This window comes from Ruegeria sp. CDSC025 (genome assembly GCF_059610805.1).
Genome location: NZ_JBXWOJ010000023.1, coordinates 1 through 16,032 on the forward strand (window position 1 = coordinate 1; position 16,032 = coordinate 16,032).

At 52.6% G+C, this 16,032-nt stretch carries 19 protein-coding genes; 10 read left to right on the forward strand and 9 right to left on the reverse strand.

The window, feature by feature from the left end; translation table 11 throughout:
* On the forward strand, positions 1-226 hold a 226-nt coding region (locus tag AC2FH8_RS19960; protein ID WP_496690572.1), incomplete at its 5' end, for a hypothetical protein.
* A gap of 130 nt (positions 227-356) precedes the next feature.
* Here AC2FH8_RS19960 and AC2FH8_RS19965 read toward each other — a convergent pair.
* On the reverse strand, positions 357-1,289 hold the full coding sequence (locus AC2FH8_RS19965; RefSeq protein WP_281996020.1) for an SdiA-regulated domain-containing protein: 933 nt from the start codon (positions 1,287-1,289) through the stop codon (positions 357-359).
* A 182-nt stretch (positions 1,290-1,471) separates the two neighbouring features.
* On the opposite strand from AC2FH8_RS19965, the gene AC2FH8_RS19970 reads away from it, so the two are divergent.
* Positions 1,472-2,230: a DUF4956 domain-containing protein gene (locus tag AC2FH8_RS19970; protein WP_142639636.1), complete on the forward strand. Its 759-nt coding sequence runs from the start codon at positions 1,472-1,474 to the stop codon at positions 2,228-2,230.
* On the opposite strand, the gene AC2FH8_RS19975 is transcribed toward AC2FH8_RS19970, so the two are convergent.
* The 6 genes from AC2FH8_RS19975 to AC2FH8_RS20000 form a co-directional block, all read right to left on the reverse strand.
* On the reverse strand, positions 2,231-3,100 hold the full coding sequence (locus AC2FH8_RS19975) for a metallophosphoesterase family protein (protein ID WP_496690573.1): 870 nt from the start codon (positions 3,098-3,100) through the stop codon (positions 2,231-2,233).
* A 61-nt stretch (positions 3,101-3,161) separates the two neighbouring features.
* Positions 3,162-4,595 (reverse strand): hypothetical protein, encoded by a 1,434-nt coding sequence (locus AC2FH8_RS19980; protein WP_281996019.1) that lies wholly within the window; start codon positions 4,593-4,595, stop codon positions 3,162-3,164.
* Between the two features lie 784 nt (positions 4,596-5,379).
* Positions 5,380-5,553, reverse strand: a complete 174-nt coding sequence (locus AC2FH8_RS19985; protein ID WP_157054209.1) for a hypothetical protein — start codon at positions 5,551-5,553, stop codon at positions 5,380-5,382.
* Between the two features lie 400 nt (positions 5,554-5,953).
* The gene (locus AC2FH8_RS19990) at positions 5,954-6,568 is read right to left on the reverse strand and encodes a hypothetical protein (protein ID WP_281996018.1); all 615 of its coding nucleotides are present in this window, start codon (positions 6,566-6,568) and stop codon (positions 5,954-5,956) included.
* 55 nt (positions 6,569-6,623) lie between these two features.
* Entirely contained in the window at positions 6,624-6,923 is a 300-nt protein-coding gene (locus AC2FH8_RS19995; RefSeq protein ID WP_281996017.1) for a hypothetical protein, read from the reverse strand.
* A gap of 363 nt (positions 6,924-7,286) precedes the next feature.
* A complete protein-coding gene (locus AC2FH8_RS20000; RefSeq protein WP_170790054.1) occupies positions 7,287-7,586 on the reverse strand; it encodes a hypothetical protein in 300 nt (99 codons plus the stop codon).
* 568 nt (positions 7,587-8,154) lie between these two features.
* Between AC2FH8_RS20000 and AC2FH8_RS20005 the strand changes: the two genes are divergently transcribed.
* The 3 genes from AC2FH8_RS20005 (at position 8,155) to AC2FH8_RS20015 (ending at position 10,034) form a co-directional block, all read left to right on the forward strand.
* Positions 8,155-8,670 (forward strand): DUF805 domain-containing protein, encoded by a 516-nt coding sequence (locus AC2FH8_RS20005; protein WP_281996016.1) that lies wholly within the window; start codon positions 8,155-8,157, stop codon positions 8,668-8,670.
* A 73-nt stretch (positions 8,671-8,743) separates the two neighbouring features.
* Positions 8,744-9,514 (forward strand): hypothetical protein, encoded by a 771-nt coding sequence (locus tag AC2FH8_RS20010; RefSeq protein ID WP_281996015.1) that lies wholly within the window; start codon positions 8,744-8,746, stop codon positions 9,512-9,514.
* Positions 9,498-10,034: a hypothetical protein gene (locus tag AC2FH8_RS20015; protein WP_281996014.1), complete on the forward strand. Its 537-nt coding sequence runs from the start codon at positions 9,498-9,500 to the stop codon at positions 10,032-10,034. The genes AC2FH8_RS20010 and AC2FH8_RS20015 overlap by 17 nt, the downstream gene beginning before the upstream one ends.
* Before the next feature lie 217 nt (positions 10,035-10,251).
* Here AC2FH8_RS20015 and AC2FH8_RS20020 read toward each other — a convergent pair whose 3' ends face one another.
* Both AC2FH8_RS20020 and AC2FH8_RS20025 read right to left on the reverse strand, forming a co-directional pair.
* Complete coding sequence (locus AC2FH8_RS20020) at positions 10,252-11,067, reverse strand: endonuclease NucS domain-containing protein (protein WP_496690574.1); 816 nt, start codon at positions 11,065-11,067, stop codon at positions 10,252-10,254.
* A 330-nt stretch (positions 11,068-11,397) separates the two neighbouring features.
* Positions 11,398-12,159, reverse strand: coding sequence for an AraC family transcriptional regulator (locus AC2FH8_RS20025; protein WP_496690575.1), 762 nt, complete (start codon positions 12,157-12,159; stop codon positions 11,398-11,400).
* A 122-nt stretch (positions 12,160-12,281) separates the two neighbouring features.
* Here AC2FH8_RS20025 and AC2FH8_RS20030 point away from each other — a divergent pair, with 122 nt between their 5' ends.
* The 5 genes from AC2FH8_RS20030 (at position 12,282) to AC2FH8_RS20050 (ending at position 15,759) form a co-directional block, all read left to right on the forward strand.
* Positions 12,282-13,532 carry an MFS transporter gene (locus AC2FH8_RS20030; RefSeq protein ID WP_496690576.1) on the forward strand — a complete coding sequence of 417 codons (1,251 nt, stop codon included), beginning with the start codon at positions 12,282-12,284 and terminating at the stop codon, positions 13,530-13,532.
* Between the two features lie 71 nt (positions 13,533-13,603).
* On the forward strand, positions 13,604-14,020 hold the full coding sequence (locus tag AC2FH8_RS20035) for a VOC family protein (RefSeq protein ID WP_496690577.1): 417 nt from the start codon (positions 13,604-13,606) through the stop codon (positions 14,018-14,020).
* A gap of 375 nt (positions 14,021-14,395) precedes the next feature.
* Positions 14,396-14,818 carry a DUF2087 domain-containing protein gene (locus tag AC2FH8_RS20040; protein WP_496690578.1) on the forward strand — a complete coding sequence of 141 codons (423 nt, stop codon included), beginning with the start codon at positions 14,396-14,398 and terminating at the stop codon, positions 14,816-14,818.
* Positions 14,811-15,191, forward strand: a complete 381-nt coding sequence (locus tag AC2FH8_RS20045; RefSeq protein WP_496690579.1) for a GFA family protein — start codon at positions 14,811-14,813, stop codon at positions 15,189-15,191. The genes AC2FH8_RS20040 and AC2FH8_RS20045 overlap by 8 nt, the downstream gene beginning before the upstream one ends.
* Before the next feature lie 31 nt (positions 15,192-15,222).
* Positions 15,223-15,759, forward strand: coding sequence for an AAA family ATPase (locus tag AC2FH8_RS20050; protein WP_480537495.1), 537 nt, complete (start codon positions 15,223-15,225; stop codon positions 15,757-15,759).
* Positions 15,760-16,032 lie beyond the last annotated feature (273 nt).

Consider the following 16,032-nt stretch of genomic DNA (forward strand, 5'->3'; position numbering starts at 1 on the left):
ATCATATACCGTTACGCCGCTGACAGAGTGCTGTGATGCGATGTCCCAGGTTTGGGCAATGCTGTATTTTGGAACTGCAACAAAGGCCACTAAAGTGCAAATGATCGCAATTACAACCGAATTGGATACGGGCATTATCGATAACCTTAAGGTGACTGAGCATGTTGAAGCCCAATGTTATTACATGGTTCGCATGTGTGAACCTGACGCTATTCGAATATATTGATGGGTGATGTTTTTTTTAGAAACATATCGAACAGAGCGCAGATTTACTTAATATGCTGCACATAAGACGGCACTCATTTACACAACCCCGCTTTTCAACCATGCAGAGTAGAGAACTAGTAGGACAGTCCTCACAACTCCGGTTGCTCAAAAACATAAAGCCGCGATTTCTTGGCGTCGTCTGTCAGGATATAGAGAAGCCCTTTGGTCTCATCGAGAGCGATCCCTTCGGGATGTTTAACTTCCTTTTGTTTGGCATCTTCTGTGAACGTCAAACTGATAGATTTTACGGACTTGGACTCTGGATTGTAGACGAAAATTTGACGGCCTTTGTCACTTACAATCCAAAGAGAACGTGAAGACGGGGACCATGCTAGGCCGCTCAAATCCAGTTCATCGTTATCTACACGCTCGGAGATAAAACCTGCATCGCGGGCTAAAGGAATCATCTCAACGATTTCATCTAGCTCTGGTGATACGACCATTAACAACCTTGGTTGTCCCTCAATGCCAACGAAGACCCGCCCGGATTCCGGGTCAACGGCGATACCTTCGGGTCCCTTATTCAAAGGGTTGCCGACGAGTAATTCAGCGGCGGTCGGGTAACCTTTAAGAGATGCGAGAGGTATTGTCGTCAGTTGAATGGGGTCAGTTGGGTGAACGACTAGGATTGATCGGTCAGTTTCTTGAAGCACCAAAACAGACCCATCTTTTCGAGGTGCAACACCCTCCAAATCTGATCCTGCCAATGCTGGCAACTTGAAAGAGTTTCCTAATACCCCGTCGACTCCGAGTAGGTGCAGTTTAGGTTCGGCATCACTTACAGACCACAAGAAGCCTTCAGTGTTAGACATTGCCAAACCGGAAGGCTCTGAAAATCCCTCTGATTTGTCTGCCACCTTGAATTTATCGACCAGAACCAAACCAGCACTTTCGGCGTAGGCAAAATCGGTCCAAGGCAAGAAGGCTGCCGCAACCAAGCTGGCCGTAAAAGCGAGTCGTCTAAGTTTGCAGAAACACCGTGAAATTGTAGGTTTTGACGGAAACACTTTGTTTTCTGCCATTCAATTTTCTCGCGCTTGGACCATATCCTTGTATCAGCGTTCGTATCACAGTCCGGACGCGATGTCCGAAGAATGCACGGTAATCTCTTTACCTGATCCCGCCTGTTGCGATTGAATTGAATAGGGCACGATGTGCCTTTGGTGAAGCGTAAGCCTTTGGCGTGAGCAGGAAGGAAGACAAGTTGAATACGACCCTCACATTTGTGACCGTGTTGTTGATGCTGCTGTTGCCAGGTGCTGCGGTGTCACAAGTCGACCCTGCGACGATGCTGGCCGGGGCTTCGGAATCGGAAATTCTCATCGAACGCCAGTGGACGCAGTTTCGTGGCAAACAGGAACTGTATTTCTTTACTCTCGATGTGATCGTCACGATCATTCTGGCTGGCTTGATCGTCTATCATCCGGTGAGACGTAAAGCCCGTAGAAGTGTCAGCGATATCGTCATGCCGCGACTGTTCTTCCTTTATGCGCTTGTCGGCATGGCGGTTGGGTTTCTGGTCGTACAGCACGGATCGATGATCGGGTTCGTGATTTTTGGAATAGGAGCTCTGTTAAGGTTCCGATCAAATATGGATGACCCGGTCGACACGGTGGAAATGATTATAGTCACCGTGCTTGGGCTGGCGGTAGGGCTGGGCTTACCCTTGATGGCCACACTGGTGGCGGTTGTATGTTGGTGTTTCATTTGGCTCGGTGGGCGAAACAAGGGCGTGGAAATTTCGCTCAAGGCTTCAAACGAAGAGCACTCATTGAAAGTCAGCGGGGACATTGAAGCCATGGCCGCAGACGCTGGCTGGAAGCTGGTCAGAAAACACCACGTCCCCGGAAAGTCTCGCGTCTCATTGCTTTTCATCACCTCGGGAGGGCTTTCAGAAGCCCGGATAGAAGAGATGATAAACGATCTGGTCCCTGATAAAGTTGAGCTGAAACTCAACCTCTAGTCATTTCACAAGGTCCAAACGTTTCAACACTGCATTCGGGGATCTGATCTCTTCCGGAAGCGACTTGAAATTTACCGACCTTTCGAAGTCAGGTCCTCGATATACTGCTATCCCAAATTTTCCGTTTGGCTGGAACGTAACATGAGTGAAGCTGTGAGGTGATCTGGCTTTTGATCCGATAAGCCGTCGCGGGCCACCTCCCAAACAAGCTTGGGAGACGTAAGTAACACCATCTTTCCAACCCGGATAGAAGGCATGATGGTGGCCTGACAGATGCAGAACCACACCGCTATCCAAATAGATTTTTTCAAGTGTTGGGTCACCGATGATTTCGCGTTCACGCTTGATCGCGAAGGGCCAAAGTGGGAGGTGACTGAAAGTGACAATCGGGTCTCCACTTGTACCCAGTTCCACAAGTCGGTCCTGCTGATCGCCGGACAGCGGCCCTAGGGTCGTAGCATCCAGAGACGCAAACGTAATGCCTTGCATCTCAAATGCGTAGAAGAACGGGTAGTCATCTGAAACCAGGAAGTCGACGTCTGGCTTTCTCGGCGTCCATTCCTCTGCGTATATTTTTCTTTCATGCTCGAACCCTCGGTAAGCGGAGGCGTCATGGTTTCCCGGCGTGACCGCAAACGGAATTCCGGCAGCCGTTAAAGGATCTGATACCGCCTCATGAAACGCTTTCCACATTTCCCTGACCTGTTTGTCGGACAAGTTGGGAATGCGCTGTCCCGCAACCATATCTCCGGTCGAAATAACCAGATCTGGATCAATCTCGACTATCCGCTCAATCGCCTTGTCGACGCGGGCATCGTATTTTACCGAACCGTAGCTTCCGTTCAGATCCGATATGACGATGACATCCAATGCCGCGGCCTTGCAGGCTAGCAGAGCTGTCCAAATGCACGCCGCAAAAAGGGTAGAAAGGTTACGGGTCACTACAGTCTAAGGCCTCTTGCTCGGCGTCGCTTGTCAGAAAAAATGCGGCGGGATCCAAATCGAATATCAATTCACCATTTGAACAATTGCTCTGGAGGATGGACGTTGCCAGCGCGGTATTTTTGACGACTTGTGCAATCTGACTGTCTGACAGCCCAAGGCTTTGCGACAGCCAGTTATAAACCGGGCCTTGAGTTTGAAGCTCACTATTCAGCGCAACCAAGCGTCGGTATGTGCTTGGAGAGAAATGCCGCATTTTCTCTAGCATTTGAGTAGATTTCGCGAAGTTGGCATACTCAACCCGCCCACCAGCATCGTTGTCGTTTAGATTGCTGCGACGGATCAATAATGCGTCGGCGGGAACGTCTCCATCGTTTGGCTGATGGTGCTTGGCCTTCCTATGCTTCAGGTCTCCGTCTTCGACCCAATACCAATAGGGTGTGAAGTCTATGTTTCCTACGCGGTCCTGCTGGCTAAAGATGAAATCTAGGAGAACAATCTCGGTAAGTTCTTGCATCCAAAATGCCATCTGTTGGTCGCTGACATCGGGGCCGAGATCCTTGTTGATCATCCGGTCTCTTCGACCTTCTCTGACGCCCTCTGCGATTGCCTCTGACAATGGTTTTGAAGACCGCAAAGCTAAGAAAGCGGGCGTTTCCTGAAAATCGCGGTTCTGACCTTTCCCCCAACCAGATTTACGGGTGCCGTTGATTTCCGAGCCGTATCGATGCCCAGGGCTATCAAGCAGCACGCCGTATATTTGCGTTCGATCCGATGTGAACAGATCATCTGTCGGTTGGTATGAGTTCGGGTCGGCATCCGCAGCTGCGAAGACCCGCCAGCCTTCATGGTTCATGCGCCCGCCATGAGAGCCGCCAGAAATCGCAAGGCCAGGCTCTGCGACCTCGGAAAAATGCGCCTGGGCGTCCATGCTACGCCAAACGGCGACTGGAACTTTGACAGTCGTGTCGAAATATCTGGAGAAATGATAGTAAAGCAGCGACGAGGTTGAAAACGTTCCACTGGTGCCCTTTTGGTTCATGGTGGACTTGAACTTAGCCACCCTGTCCTTGGCCAGATCTTTTGCTGCCTTCCCCTCTTTGCAAGCGTTTCTCTCGAATTCGGAACGGTTCCCCGTGTAGGGTCCTTCCGAAATATCGTAGACGGCCATTCCTGGGCTGGTGCTCCACGTTTTTGGGCAAATCGCAATTTCGGAGGCATAGAAATCGATCTCGCAATAGGTTGTTTCTTCCTCAAGATCGCTGTTCTTATACTCGCCCATTGGAATTTTTTCGATCCGAATACAGCGTTCAGTAATGCCGTTGGGACTATCAAATGTCGTGGCTTCACCTAGAACATCGTCGTTCGCCCATAAGACGGTGGGTGCAATGAAAGCAAGTGACCCCAGAAGGTTGAACTTCATTTGGATAGTCCTCCCAATATCATTTGGGGCAAATCGCTGCCTGTTGTTCGGTGGAGATTTTCAACTTGGGGTCGACGCTGAAGTTGGAGAATTTTGAGTCAATCCACTGGTCGCACCCGCCTGAACATGGGGCCCCGTTTCGGGCATCATTCCAATATTCCTTGGCCCTTTCTTCCGTCCAACCACAAAACTGAACGAGCGCCATTGCCGACAATGCTCCCGAGGAATGAACACCCCACATGCAGTGCACCAGGACAGGGCCTTTTCCAGGGTTTTGAATCACCTCGTGTATGGAAGCCATGACAGCACTGGGTCGGGAGGATCTGGCACTTTGATAGTCAAAGGATCCGTTTCCACAACTGGTGCGACCGTATTCAGTGTTTTTGCCAAAGTCGGCATAAAACCCGGTTGAAAACCCTTCACCGCACAGAGTTTCGCGTTGACCCTCACTTAGGCCAGTTCGATCCTTGTCGCCACCCTTGAAACCGGATCGATACAACACTCCGCTTAAGACTGGGCGAAAGAAATCGACACCATCAACGCCTCCGTCACCACCCTTTGACAGCATTTGACTGTTGCTTGGACCGCCATTTCGACTGGTCACGTCAGAATTCGCAGTGGTTGCGAGAACACCAATGAATATGAGGGACGCCAAAAACCGCATGCCATCTCCTTTCTATACTTGAACCTTTGATGCTCAAACTCTTGCGACCTGATAGTCTCTCGGAAAGGCTAGTTCACGACAACCATATCAAGTGGGCAGTTAGCTTTCCGCTGTGAAACTTTAAATGGGCCACACCAGATTGATGATAACGACGACTACGAAGTAAGCTAGAACAACTTTCCAGTTCCATTGGTGCTTGTTTTCTTCATTGATCACGCCAGCGGATTTCAATGCCAGGTTAGTGATGATTAAGGCGACAACGATGACCGCCGCGTGTGCCAGGTCGAATTGCAAGTTTGAACACCTTCTTTCAGATTTGGGATTGATGGAAGTCTGTCAGCAGTCACCTGATGGCAGCATAGCTACATCTGAGTACCTTCCCTCGGAGGTCGTGATCCGAGCGCATGCACCGGTATCCTTGTTAAACCAGTACGAGGTTAGCCCCTCGCTTCGGATGAGTTCAAACCCGAGACTTTGAATACCCATTTCAGCTTGGCCCGCTCTTGCCCCCTCAAATGACGAAAGATCGCTAGAGCTGCCCACAGTTGGTGCACTTGCATCCACTGATCCGCCACTGTCGTCGCATGCTGCAAGCGCAGTAGTACACGCCGTGCCGATCACCAATAGGACCTTGGGTTTCATTTGTTTTTCCCTCTCTTTTTATACTTGCGTTCCAGGGTTTCTGATTGATCACCTATTCAATTCCGAAAATGACGTTGTAGTCGACGGAAGAGTTGCTGCGATTGATAACCTCCACAACATGATCACCAGATTGCCAAAGCTGTCCTCGATACTCCTTGTCCGCCGACATCAATCCCAACAGTTCAGAACCATCGGGGTTGCGAATAACGTAGTCCAAGGAGCCATTTCGCGGAGCAACGCGAACGTAAAGGAACTGTTCGCTTTTGGCACCGAGAACATATTGCTGTGACGCTCCGGGCGCGAGTTCACCAACGAGTTCGGCGCCGGTGGAACCACCATCGAATTTGACACGTTGGCTACCGGTAGAACCGGCGGCGCCTGCCACTGCTCCACCGCCATCATCCATCGCCTCGACAACCGCCATTTCGCCGATGTTTCCATCCTTGTACGCGATGCAGCGCCAAAGTGTTCCACCTGCGTCTCGCAGCATGACGAGCGTACCCGCCTCTGAGAACTCTGAGCTTTCAATCGTTCCGGATTGACCGTCTGGTCCACCAACCTGCCGCAAGTGGTCGATACACGCGTCGTCTGCTTCAGACATTGCAAACGAAGCCGTGCCTGCGATTGCGAACATCGGTGCGAGGAATTTAAGTACAGCGAATTTCATCAGATGGTCCCTTGCTGGCTAATCCTTAGAGTTTTGTTCCCTACAAAGCGGAACCTCACTTAGTTACTCGTAACTTTGACAGAAACTCGTCGCATGCCTGTGCGCTGCCGACGATCTCGCCTGTCGTTTCAATTCCTTGCAGTGACGCCATCTCGGAATTAACGCGATTGAGGATCTGATCCGCTTGCTCGGCGGTGATCAGATTCTCGGCTTGTGCTCCTTTCAATGTGGTGCAGACACCGGCGGACAAGCCAGTCGCAACGCCGACACCTATCGCGGCACCGCCACCCATGGTCATCGCCCCAACCACGCCGAGGGCGAGCCCGATCACAATACCCAAGATCACTTTTCCCATGTTTTCCTCCCTTTTGGTGAGAATAAGCGCGGCTTTCACTACCGGCGCAAACCATGTGCCCATCTGCAAATCAAGACCAGCGCTAACAGGTTGAGCACCGGTGCGAGCGCCGCGAACCACGGTTTGGCCGACTCTGAGATCGAGTCCGCTACAAGTATCCAAGGTAGTCCCAACGGCAGAAGGAACACCCCGGACAAAGGGTCTCTTTCCTGTCCCAACCAGCCAAATGTGCCCGTCAAGAATGCAATCAACGCCAACAGGTAAAGGATCGCGAATACAATGATAGTGGTTCTACAAACCAAGTCGAGCCTCAGCAAATCAAGCCAGTGCTACGCAGCCGTTTTCGGCTACGCAGCAGACTGGTCACAATGCGCCTTCGTCGCCCAGGAACTCGATACCAGCTGTCGTGCCATCACTGTAAGCAATGCAATTCCAAGGAGCACGATCCTCGCCAACGCCTACAGTGACCTGTGTCCCCGCCTCGCTAAACGCGGATGAGAGCACCACGACTTGCGAATTGTTCGTTGTGCTGGCTACATCTCGCAAACACGCCTGCTGAGCGGGTGTGAGTTCGGCGGACGCACTGGATGTACTCGTATCGTCGCAGGCCGCAAGCAGTGCGAAACAAGTTGCGCCCGCAATCATCACCATCTTTTTAGACATTTTCTTCTCCCTCTGGTTCCGTTGAAATTGGTGAAATTGGATGGCTTGTTTGAAGTTCTCGCGTCAGAGCAGGCTATGAAACATACTTCGGCCCTGTAACTTCCCTTCCCAACAACTTGTCGCGGGGGGTGGCGGGCGGAGCTATATTACTTTGACAACCGAGACCGCCGACAACGTGTGAAGGCTGAATGACGACAATGGCAGAAGCTCGAGCGAATTCTGGAGGTAGGCCGAGTACACTAAGTATAAGCATCGCGTCCTCCCAACGCTCAATCATTGTAAAGTGCCTTCCGACCGCCAGCACTCACTCCAGCGGCCGGTAGGGCCCGACAAGTCGGGCGACAGCGATCACAACGGAGGTAAAATGAAAGTTGTGTCAAATTCACATGTTTGAATCTAATTTTTAATAAATCAACATTTTTTCCGCGCGTAAACTTCATTACGCTCTCGTACGATAGGCGTCTGCCCTCAAACAAAAAGGTAGGTGGGAGCACCCATGAGGGCGAATGTGTTCTTTTGGGTCGGCGAGGCGTTCTGAGGTCGCGCAGAAACCAAGAAAGGATTGAAAATGGGTTTTGTTGAATCCGTTAAGACGTGTTTCTCGAAATACTTCCAGTTCTCCGGTCGGGCTATGCGCTCAGAATACTGGTGGTTCTTCTTGTTTGTGGTTCTCGTGAGTGCTGCTTTAGCTGTGGTGGATGCGATCATATTCGGGACCAACCCAGAAACAGGGCAAGGATCTCGAGTTCTGTCCTCTGTTTTCCAACTGGCCGTTATCATCCCTATGCTGGCCGCCGGTTGGCGGAGGTTGCATGATACAGGGCGACCTGGCTGGTACTTGCTGCTGCCGATGGCGCTCAGCATTACAACGCTTTTTGTTATGCTGGGTGGCGTGGCGTTCTTCTCGGCATTGGAGCAAGGGGCCGAAAACCCCGATGCATTGCGAGGACCCGCGGCAGTTTTGGGCGTGACCGGTATTGTTGTTGTCTCAATTCTTCAATTGGTTCTGTCCATCCTGATGATCTGGTGGCTGACGCGACCTTCTCAAGAAGGCGCAAACGAATACGGCGCACCTGTTTCCTGACCTGGTTGCGCAGGCAGCGGGTCAGAATCTCTGCTGAATGACAGTTCGATTCTTAATACCAGGGAGAGAGACAATGAGTTTCAAGCTGATTCCCATTGGAACGCTACTGATGGCTATGGCGACCACAGCATCAGCAGAATGGTCGTTCAGTTCCGGGCCTAATCCTAACGCTTTTATTCAAACCGGAAACATGACGCTGGAACTTCAGTGTAATCGTATCCGGTTTGCTCCGGCTGGATATGAGGATAGCCAGGACATCGTGGAAAAGCAGGGGCTCTCCATTCGATTTTTGAAGAACGGCACCACCGAAGTTGGCGCATTTCAGGTTGGCGCCGAAAACGCTGCCTTGCAGATCGTCGACAATTATCCTGTCGAGGTCAATTTCAATAGTCAGGAGGATTATGGTTTTGTACTGGACCAACTTGCGGCCAATGCTTCAGTTAATCTGTCGATGATTGATCAAGATGTCAGCTACGGAATCTTTGACTTGAAAGGTTCCAGTGCTGCAATTCGGTCGCTTCGTTCAGTCTGCGATTCAGGTGCGAGCCAGGGGGCCTCCTACGAACCCCCAGAAGGTATCGTCTATTGTGGTGGCGGAGCGGTAGAGCGAGTCATCGAACCCGTAATTTTGGATAACCCGGAGGGAGAATGGGACGCGCGAGTAACGGTCAACGGCGAGTCGATCAGAGCCATGACGGCCTACAGTTACTTCGGAAACTATGAGCCGCCGGCCGGATTTGTCGTCGCCCTGCTTGGGGAAGACAGGTCCGAGTTTCTGATTTTTAGCGAAGACTCGTCAAACTGGCTGGAATACGGGGACTACAGGTATGATCAGTGCAATTGATGCCACCCTCCAACCGGCTTCCCAATTAGTGGGCCTGTTGAAAGGGTTGGTTTCCGGGATTGTGCTGGTTTCGAGCCCAGTATGGACCTCACCAGCTGTCGCGGCTGATGTTTCGCAACTTCCAACTGGTTTGCGGGCTAAGGTTGATCTGGCAGAACAAGCCTGCGCAGAGTTCAACGACGGTCAGTTTGACTTAGATTGGGGTGCGGTTGAGAGGGTCGATCTCGACGGAGATCTACAACCCGACTGGGTTCTGAATGAATCTGGATTCGCGTGTTCGAGTGCTGCATCTCTTTATTGCGGAACTGGTGGATGCATGTCGCACTTCTTGATTGAAGAGGAAGTTCACTCCTTGCTCAATCGAGGCTGGACGGTCGTCGAATTCGGGCGTCAACGCATTGTCCTTGCAGATGTCCACGGAACTAATTGTGACGGAATAAACCCGACGCCTTGCGCAACAGCCAGTGTTTGGGATGCGGAAGCAAAGACGTGGCGCTCGTCTGCTGGTGATTGGGAGTAAACTGTAATTGGGCACCGCATATAAGCCTGAGAGCCTGTATGTTCGGGTTCCTCAGTGGCATGCAAACCTGTTGGCAAACTTCCAAGCTTTTCTTTTATGAAATCAATGTCAGAAACGCAGCGTTATGAGCGTACCCACATCCGGTCTCGGAAATTGCAACGTCTTGTTACGAAGGTCCGCTTTGGGCTGAATGCGCGCAATCTCTAAGCTTTCGCGATCACAACTTAGAAAATAGACGCCTATCTATCGAGGTCGAAAAATGCACCAGAACATTGTCCAGCCCCTCAACATCATCGATCTTGTTTATCCAATACACATGGACATGAGAGCTACTAGCTTGAGTCTTGGTTTTCCTTACGAAGCCATTATTGATCAAAACAGCTTCGTCTGCTCCATCAAGAATTATGTTTGACGAGATGAAATTATGCTTGTGGCCTCGGTTTATGCCTCCAATTTTTACGCCTTTATAGATGATGGCGATCTGCATTTTCCCGCTTTGAAATTCAAAAGTGCCTGCATGATGCTGGTGCAGCACATAGGCCCGCATATCTGCGTACAACTCAGTAACGGCATCTTCAAGGGGAACCCCATTTTTTCTAAATGACTGGACTCCGCCGCCAATGAGTATGCCAGCCTCCACACGTTTCCCAAGCAACTCTTGTTCTGATATTCCCGATGCAGTCATGATCTCCGGATAGTCACATTCAGGTATTGCGAGAGTTCGAACCTTGTTACCTTTGGCATAAATATCAGTCTTGTCTGGGATTTCGTTTGCCACTACCCATCCTTGCACGATGTCAGCACCTTGTAGCTTAAAGTCCTCTACGTAACGGGTAACTTGATCAACCGCGTCAGGCTTCGCCTTGTCTTTCTTCACCTCAATCACGTGCTTTGTGCTGTCTCGATGTTGCAGCAACATATCGATACGCCCACTTGGAAGTGTTAGTTGCTGGGCGACAAGCGAGTATCCGTCGCCAAAAACATGAGTGACGGATCGAGACAAAAGGATTTCAAAGTACCGCTCGCTTGCCATTTATGCTCTTCTATACCGAAGGTGGTCTGATCTGTGCGCAAAGCTGCGTCGCCTTAAGATTGACCAAAACCATATGGTAATGGTTGCAATGCAACAAGACGAAGCGCCTTACCGCCTCCCAAAAACCACCGTTTGGTGAATGGTTCGTCGAACCGGGCATTGGCGCAACCGCAGCGAACGTCATCTTTGTCCGCAATCCGTAAGTTCGACCAGCGTCGAAGTATGCGCCTGCAGCGAATGTCCGGTAAGCGGGCTGCGAGCCCAGCATCTTGAAGGTAGTCCGAAGGTCCGGAAAGGGCCGCAGAAAACATCTGACCCTTTTGTTACAACCTACCGGATCCTCAAAACCTCTCTCGGACTGATGCCCAGAGTTTGACGGAACATGTAGCTGAACGCACTCGTAGACTCGTATCCCATGTCGAAGGCAACCGAGGTTACGCTCTCACCCGACGCAAGCAGCGCTACGGCATGCAAGACCCGTGCATGTCGCAACCACTTCGAGGGCGGCATGCCTGTTTCGGCGATGAACCGTCGTTCGATGGTCTTTCTGCTCGCAGAGACGTCTGACAACCAGGCTTCGACCGAACGAATGCTGCCTGGGTCGTCGAGCGCATCTCGCGCGACATCGTGAAGCCGTGCATCTTTCGGCAAAGCAAGTGAGAGCGGCACGTCCTTCGCGGCGAGTAGCTCCTGTCGAAGCAAGGTATGCAGCGCTGTGTTGTGCTTGGTTGTTCGCGTGCTTGTAGCTTCCGGCATCGCTGCAACAAACAACGCATCCAGAAGCGGCGTCATACCCACGACTCGGCAATCTGGACCAAGCCACTCTGCCTCATCGCGATTGACATCGACATAGTGCATGACGTTGTTCGCCCCATAGCGCATCCAGTGTTCTTTGTCCGGGGGAATCCAGATCGCCATGGCCGGACTGAGCAGCAGGACCCGGCCCGGGGTTCCGACATACATCGACCCTGAGGCTGCGGAGATGAGTTGACCAAAATCGTGGGAATGCCATTCGTAGCTTTCACCTGACGCTGGCTCAATCGTTTCCCCAAGATAGCGGGGGCGGTCAGATGTAGTCGGTTTGCTGTACATCAATGACGAATCCTCGATAACTGTCGTCTTCCTGTCGACAGACAGACATATCACCCTTCGCTATCAATCGCCAATCAGCCGGGCACGGTGCCCAATGTTTCGCACTCGATGGGTTATCCACCATGACAGAACGATCCCTAATGGCCTGGTTCGCCGCAGGACACTTCGCCATCGACTGGCCAATTGCAGCGCTGTGGTTGATTGTGCCGGCTGCCGGCCTGTCGATGAACCTTTCTCCCGCCGAGGTCGGTCTACTTTTCACGCTGTTCAGCGTTGGTGGTGCTTTGGCATATCTGCCAGCAGGCCTCATCGCAGATCGGGTTTCGAACCGCAGTCGCCTTCTTGTCGGCACTTTTCTCTGGGTCGTTGTGGGATATGTTCTCGCAGCAGTGGCGCCAGGATTTTGGAGCCTTGCAATCCTTCTGGCGCTCGCTGGGATGGGCAACGCGGCCTGGCATCCGATCGCAACTGGAATATTGACGAGCACCAATAAGGCGACACGCGCTCGCGCTTTGGGAATGCATGCGGTTGGAGGGTCGTTTGCGGAGGTCTTCGCGCCACTGTCGGTCGGGTTGCTTCTGTCGGCCCTCGATTGGCGCGGTGCCCTGGCCCTGTCGGTGCTTCCAACCGTTTTGGTTGGCGTGTGCTTCTTATGGGTCGTGCGAGCGGTTCCCGTATCCAAATCTCCACGTATCAATCGTAAGGACCTCGTGCTGCTTTTGAAGGCATGGCGCGGTCGGAAGGGTGTCCGCCTCGTTGCCATGGTCTCACTCTACAACATGGCACTGATCGCTCTACTGAGTATGATCCCTCTTTATCTGGCGACGGTTCACACCCTGTCTCCGGGGGAAATCGGGATCATCTTCGCTGTCATGCTTATTGTAGGGGCACTGGCTCAGCCTTGGGTTGGAGCAATTTCCGACAAGGTCGGCCGCATTCCGGTCCTCGCAACTGGAAACGGGTTTGCTGCCTTGGCCATTGGGATACTGGTTCTCGAGCCCCCGTTCTGGTTCATAATAGCGGCGATGGCTTTTGGGGTCGCTTCGCTGGACGCTGTACGAGCGGTAATGCTCGCAGCGATGGTTGATCACTCGGATCGTAATGAAAGCACGACCCTCGGTTTCGCTTTCACTTTGCTGGATGGCATAGGTGCATTTGGCGCGGTTCTGGCCGGGGTTGCCGCTGGCAGTTCCTGGGGTGCCATGTTTGGCCTTTCTGCGGGACTTGCTGGCGGCGCAGCCATTCTTGCCATCAGCAGTCTGCGCGGTTCAGCACGACCCAATGATCTTCAGTCAATTGATCCGCTTGGTGGAGAACGCATGACAATCGAAGAGGCCAAAGCCGAACATGCGCGGCGATACTGGTTTCTCTAACCACATGCGCGAACGGCCGCGAGTAAATGCGCCAAGCGACGAATAGGAAAAAATCACAAGGATGCTGAAGGATGATTGCCTACATCACACTCGGTGCCGATGACATGACGCGTGCGGAACGCTTCTACTCTGCGTTTCTGCCGGATCTCGGATATCAGCTGGAACACTATCACGGTGATCTGAGCTATGCGCTTCCGACAAAGCCAGGACAAGCGCCAAATCTGCCTGAGTTATATGTCAAATCCCCTTTTGACGGGCAGCCCGCATCAACGGGAAATGGCACGATGGTCGCATTCGAGGCGCGCAACCAACAACAGGTCCGCGATCTTCATGCCGCTGCACTTGAGGCAGGTGGAAGAGACGATGGAGCGCCAGGATTCAGAAAGGCCTACGGTCCGAACTTTTTTGTCGCCTACCTGCGCGATCCTCAAGGCAACAAGATTGCACTATTCTCCAGCGATCAGAGCGAACCAGGCAGAGACGGATGACGGAAGCCGTCTCGTTGGGCAGACCAAACAAAGATGGGCTTGGTATTGGTCGCATCGTTTGCTATTTCTTTCGCACGGTCGGCAGACACCGAGGCGTCGCTGCTCCTTCGGGAGAGCTAAACCTGCCAAGAGGTCTAAACGGCATTGCATTCACTAACACAGTTGAGAGCGCCGCTTCGTCAAGCCAGCGACCGACGATCCAGCATCGGCGCTTGATGTGGAAGTCCCATGCCTAAAATCCCCCTGCCGCTACACGCGGACGACTTGACCTTGTTTGTGCGATCCCTCGCCAAGCAACTCGGCGACGCAAGTCCACCGCACCTCGTGCTTATGAATATGGCTGCGCGTGCCGCAGGTTTTCAAAACGTCCAACACATGCGATCGATCCACGCCGCTGGCCAAAGACTTGCCCGCGCAACAAACCCGCCGCCCGTTGATGCGCGTGCCGTAAAGCGCGCCTTGCATCAATTCGATGCAAATGGTCGTCTCGTTCGCTGGCCGTCCAAGCGCAACGTGCAAACGCTTGCTCTCTGGGCGCTCTGGGCGAGATTTCCACCGGTACGGTCGATGATGGAGCAGGACGTCAATGAGCGTCTGAATCTCGAACACATCTTCAAGGACCCAGCAACCCTGCGGCGCACTATGATTTCTGCGGGGCTTCTGACGCGTCAAAACGATGGCACTGACTACCGACGCGTCGAACAGGAGCCGCCAGTTGAGGCGAAAGCTCTCATTCAAGCACTGAACGTGCGCCGCCGAAACCGTACGCCAAAAGCAGAGGAGGTCGGCCATGCATAGAGGATCTTGCCTTTGTGGTGCCATAAAGATCGTCGTCGAAGGTGACCTGCCACGCCCCACCGCGTGCCACTGCCAGCAATGTCGCAAGCACTCTGGTCATTTCGAGGCTTCCATAGACATTCCCCGTACGGCACTTCGGATCGAAGGCGAGGATGCAGTGCGCTGGTACCAATCTTCTGAAAATGTGCGACGGGGCTTCTGCGGCACCTGTGGATCAACACTGTTCTGGGATCCGATCCACCATGACTGGACGGCTGTGGCCATGGGCATGTTCGATGGAGCAACGCATACGTCTCTCGCGATGCATATCTTTGTGTCCGAGAAAGGGGACTACTACGAGATCGCAGACGGCCTTCCTCAGAACGAGCGGTAGCGCGACGCAGAATTGGTCTTGGGACAAAGTGATGGGACAAAAGCTGATTTTGCTGACAGGCTGTTCTGGTGGGGGAAAGTCAACTTTGCTTCAGGCCCTCGGCAAATGTGGGCACACTACGGTGCCAGAGCCTGGTCGACGGATCGTTGCAGATGAACTGGCCCGGGCGAGTCACGCTTTGCCGTGGGTGAACATGCACGCATTCGCCTTGCGAGCCGTTGAGGTTGCAAGGACCGACTTGCACGCAGCGTGTGAGTCAGAAGGTTGGGTCTTTTTTGATCGCGGCTTAGTTGATGCTGCGGTTGCCTTAGCGAGTTCTGGTGGACCGGACCTATCAGAAACACTCGGAACATCGCGGCAATACGCAAAGCATGTTTTCGTAGCCCCTCCATGGAAAGATCTTTTCACGCAGGACGCTGAGCGCAGGCACGACTTCAGTGAAGCACTTCAGGAGCATCGCCGTATTGTGCGCGCATTAGATACCCTTGGCTACTTGAGAACGGAGCTGCCAAGAGTATCAGTGCAACAGCGCGTTGAATTCGTTCTGAGCATGTGTGCTGCAGCTTAAGCCAGTGGCCCGCTTCTAAGTCGTCATGCTCTCGACTTTGCACCCGCAGCGAATGGCGGCAATGCGGGCTGCGACCGCAGCTTCGGCGGCGGGCAACGAAGGTCTCTTATGGGCCGTTCTCGTAGGCTCAATCGCTAGATATTGCACTTGCAACAGCGTTGGTACTGATCCCAATAAAGTGATTTCGCTACCGCGAACGAACGGCGGCTCCCGTTTGAGGTCAACCAATTGATCCGTTTCTTGCGCTTTCACCTCAAGTAGCTCAACACCCGC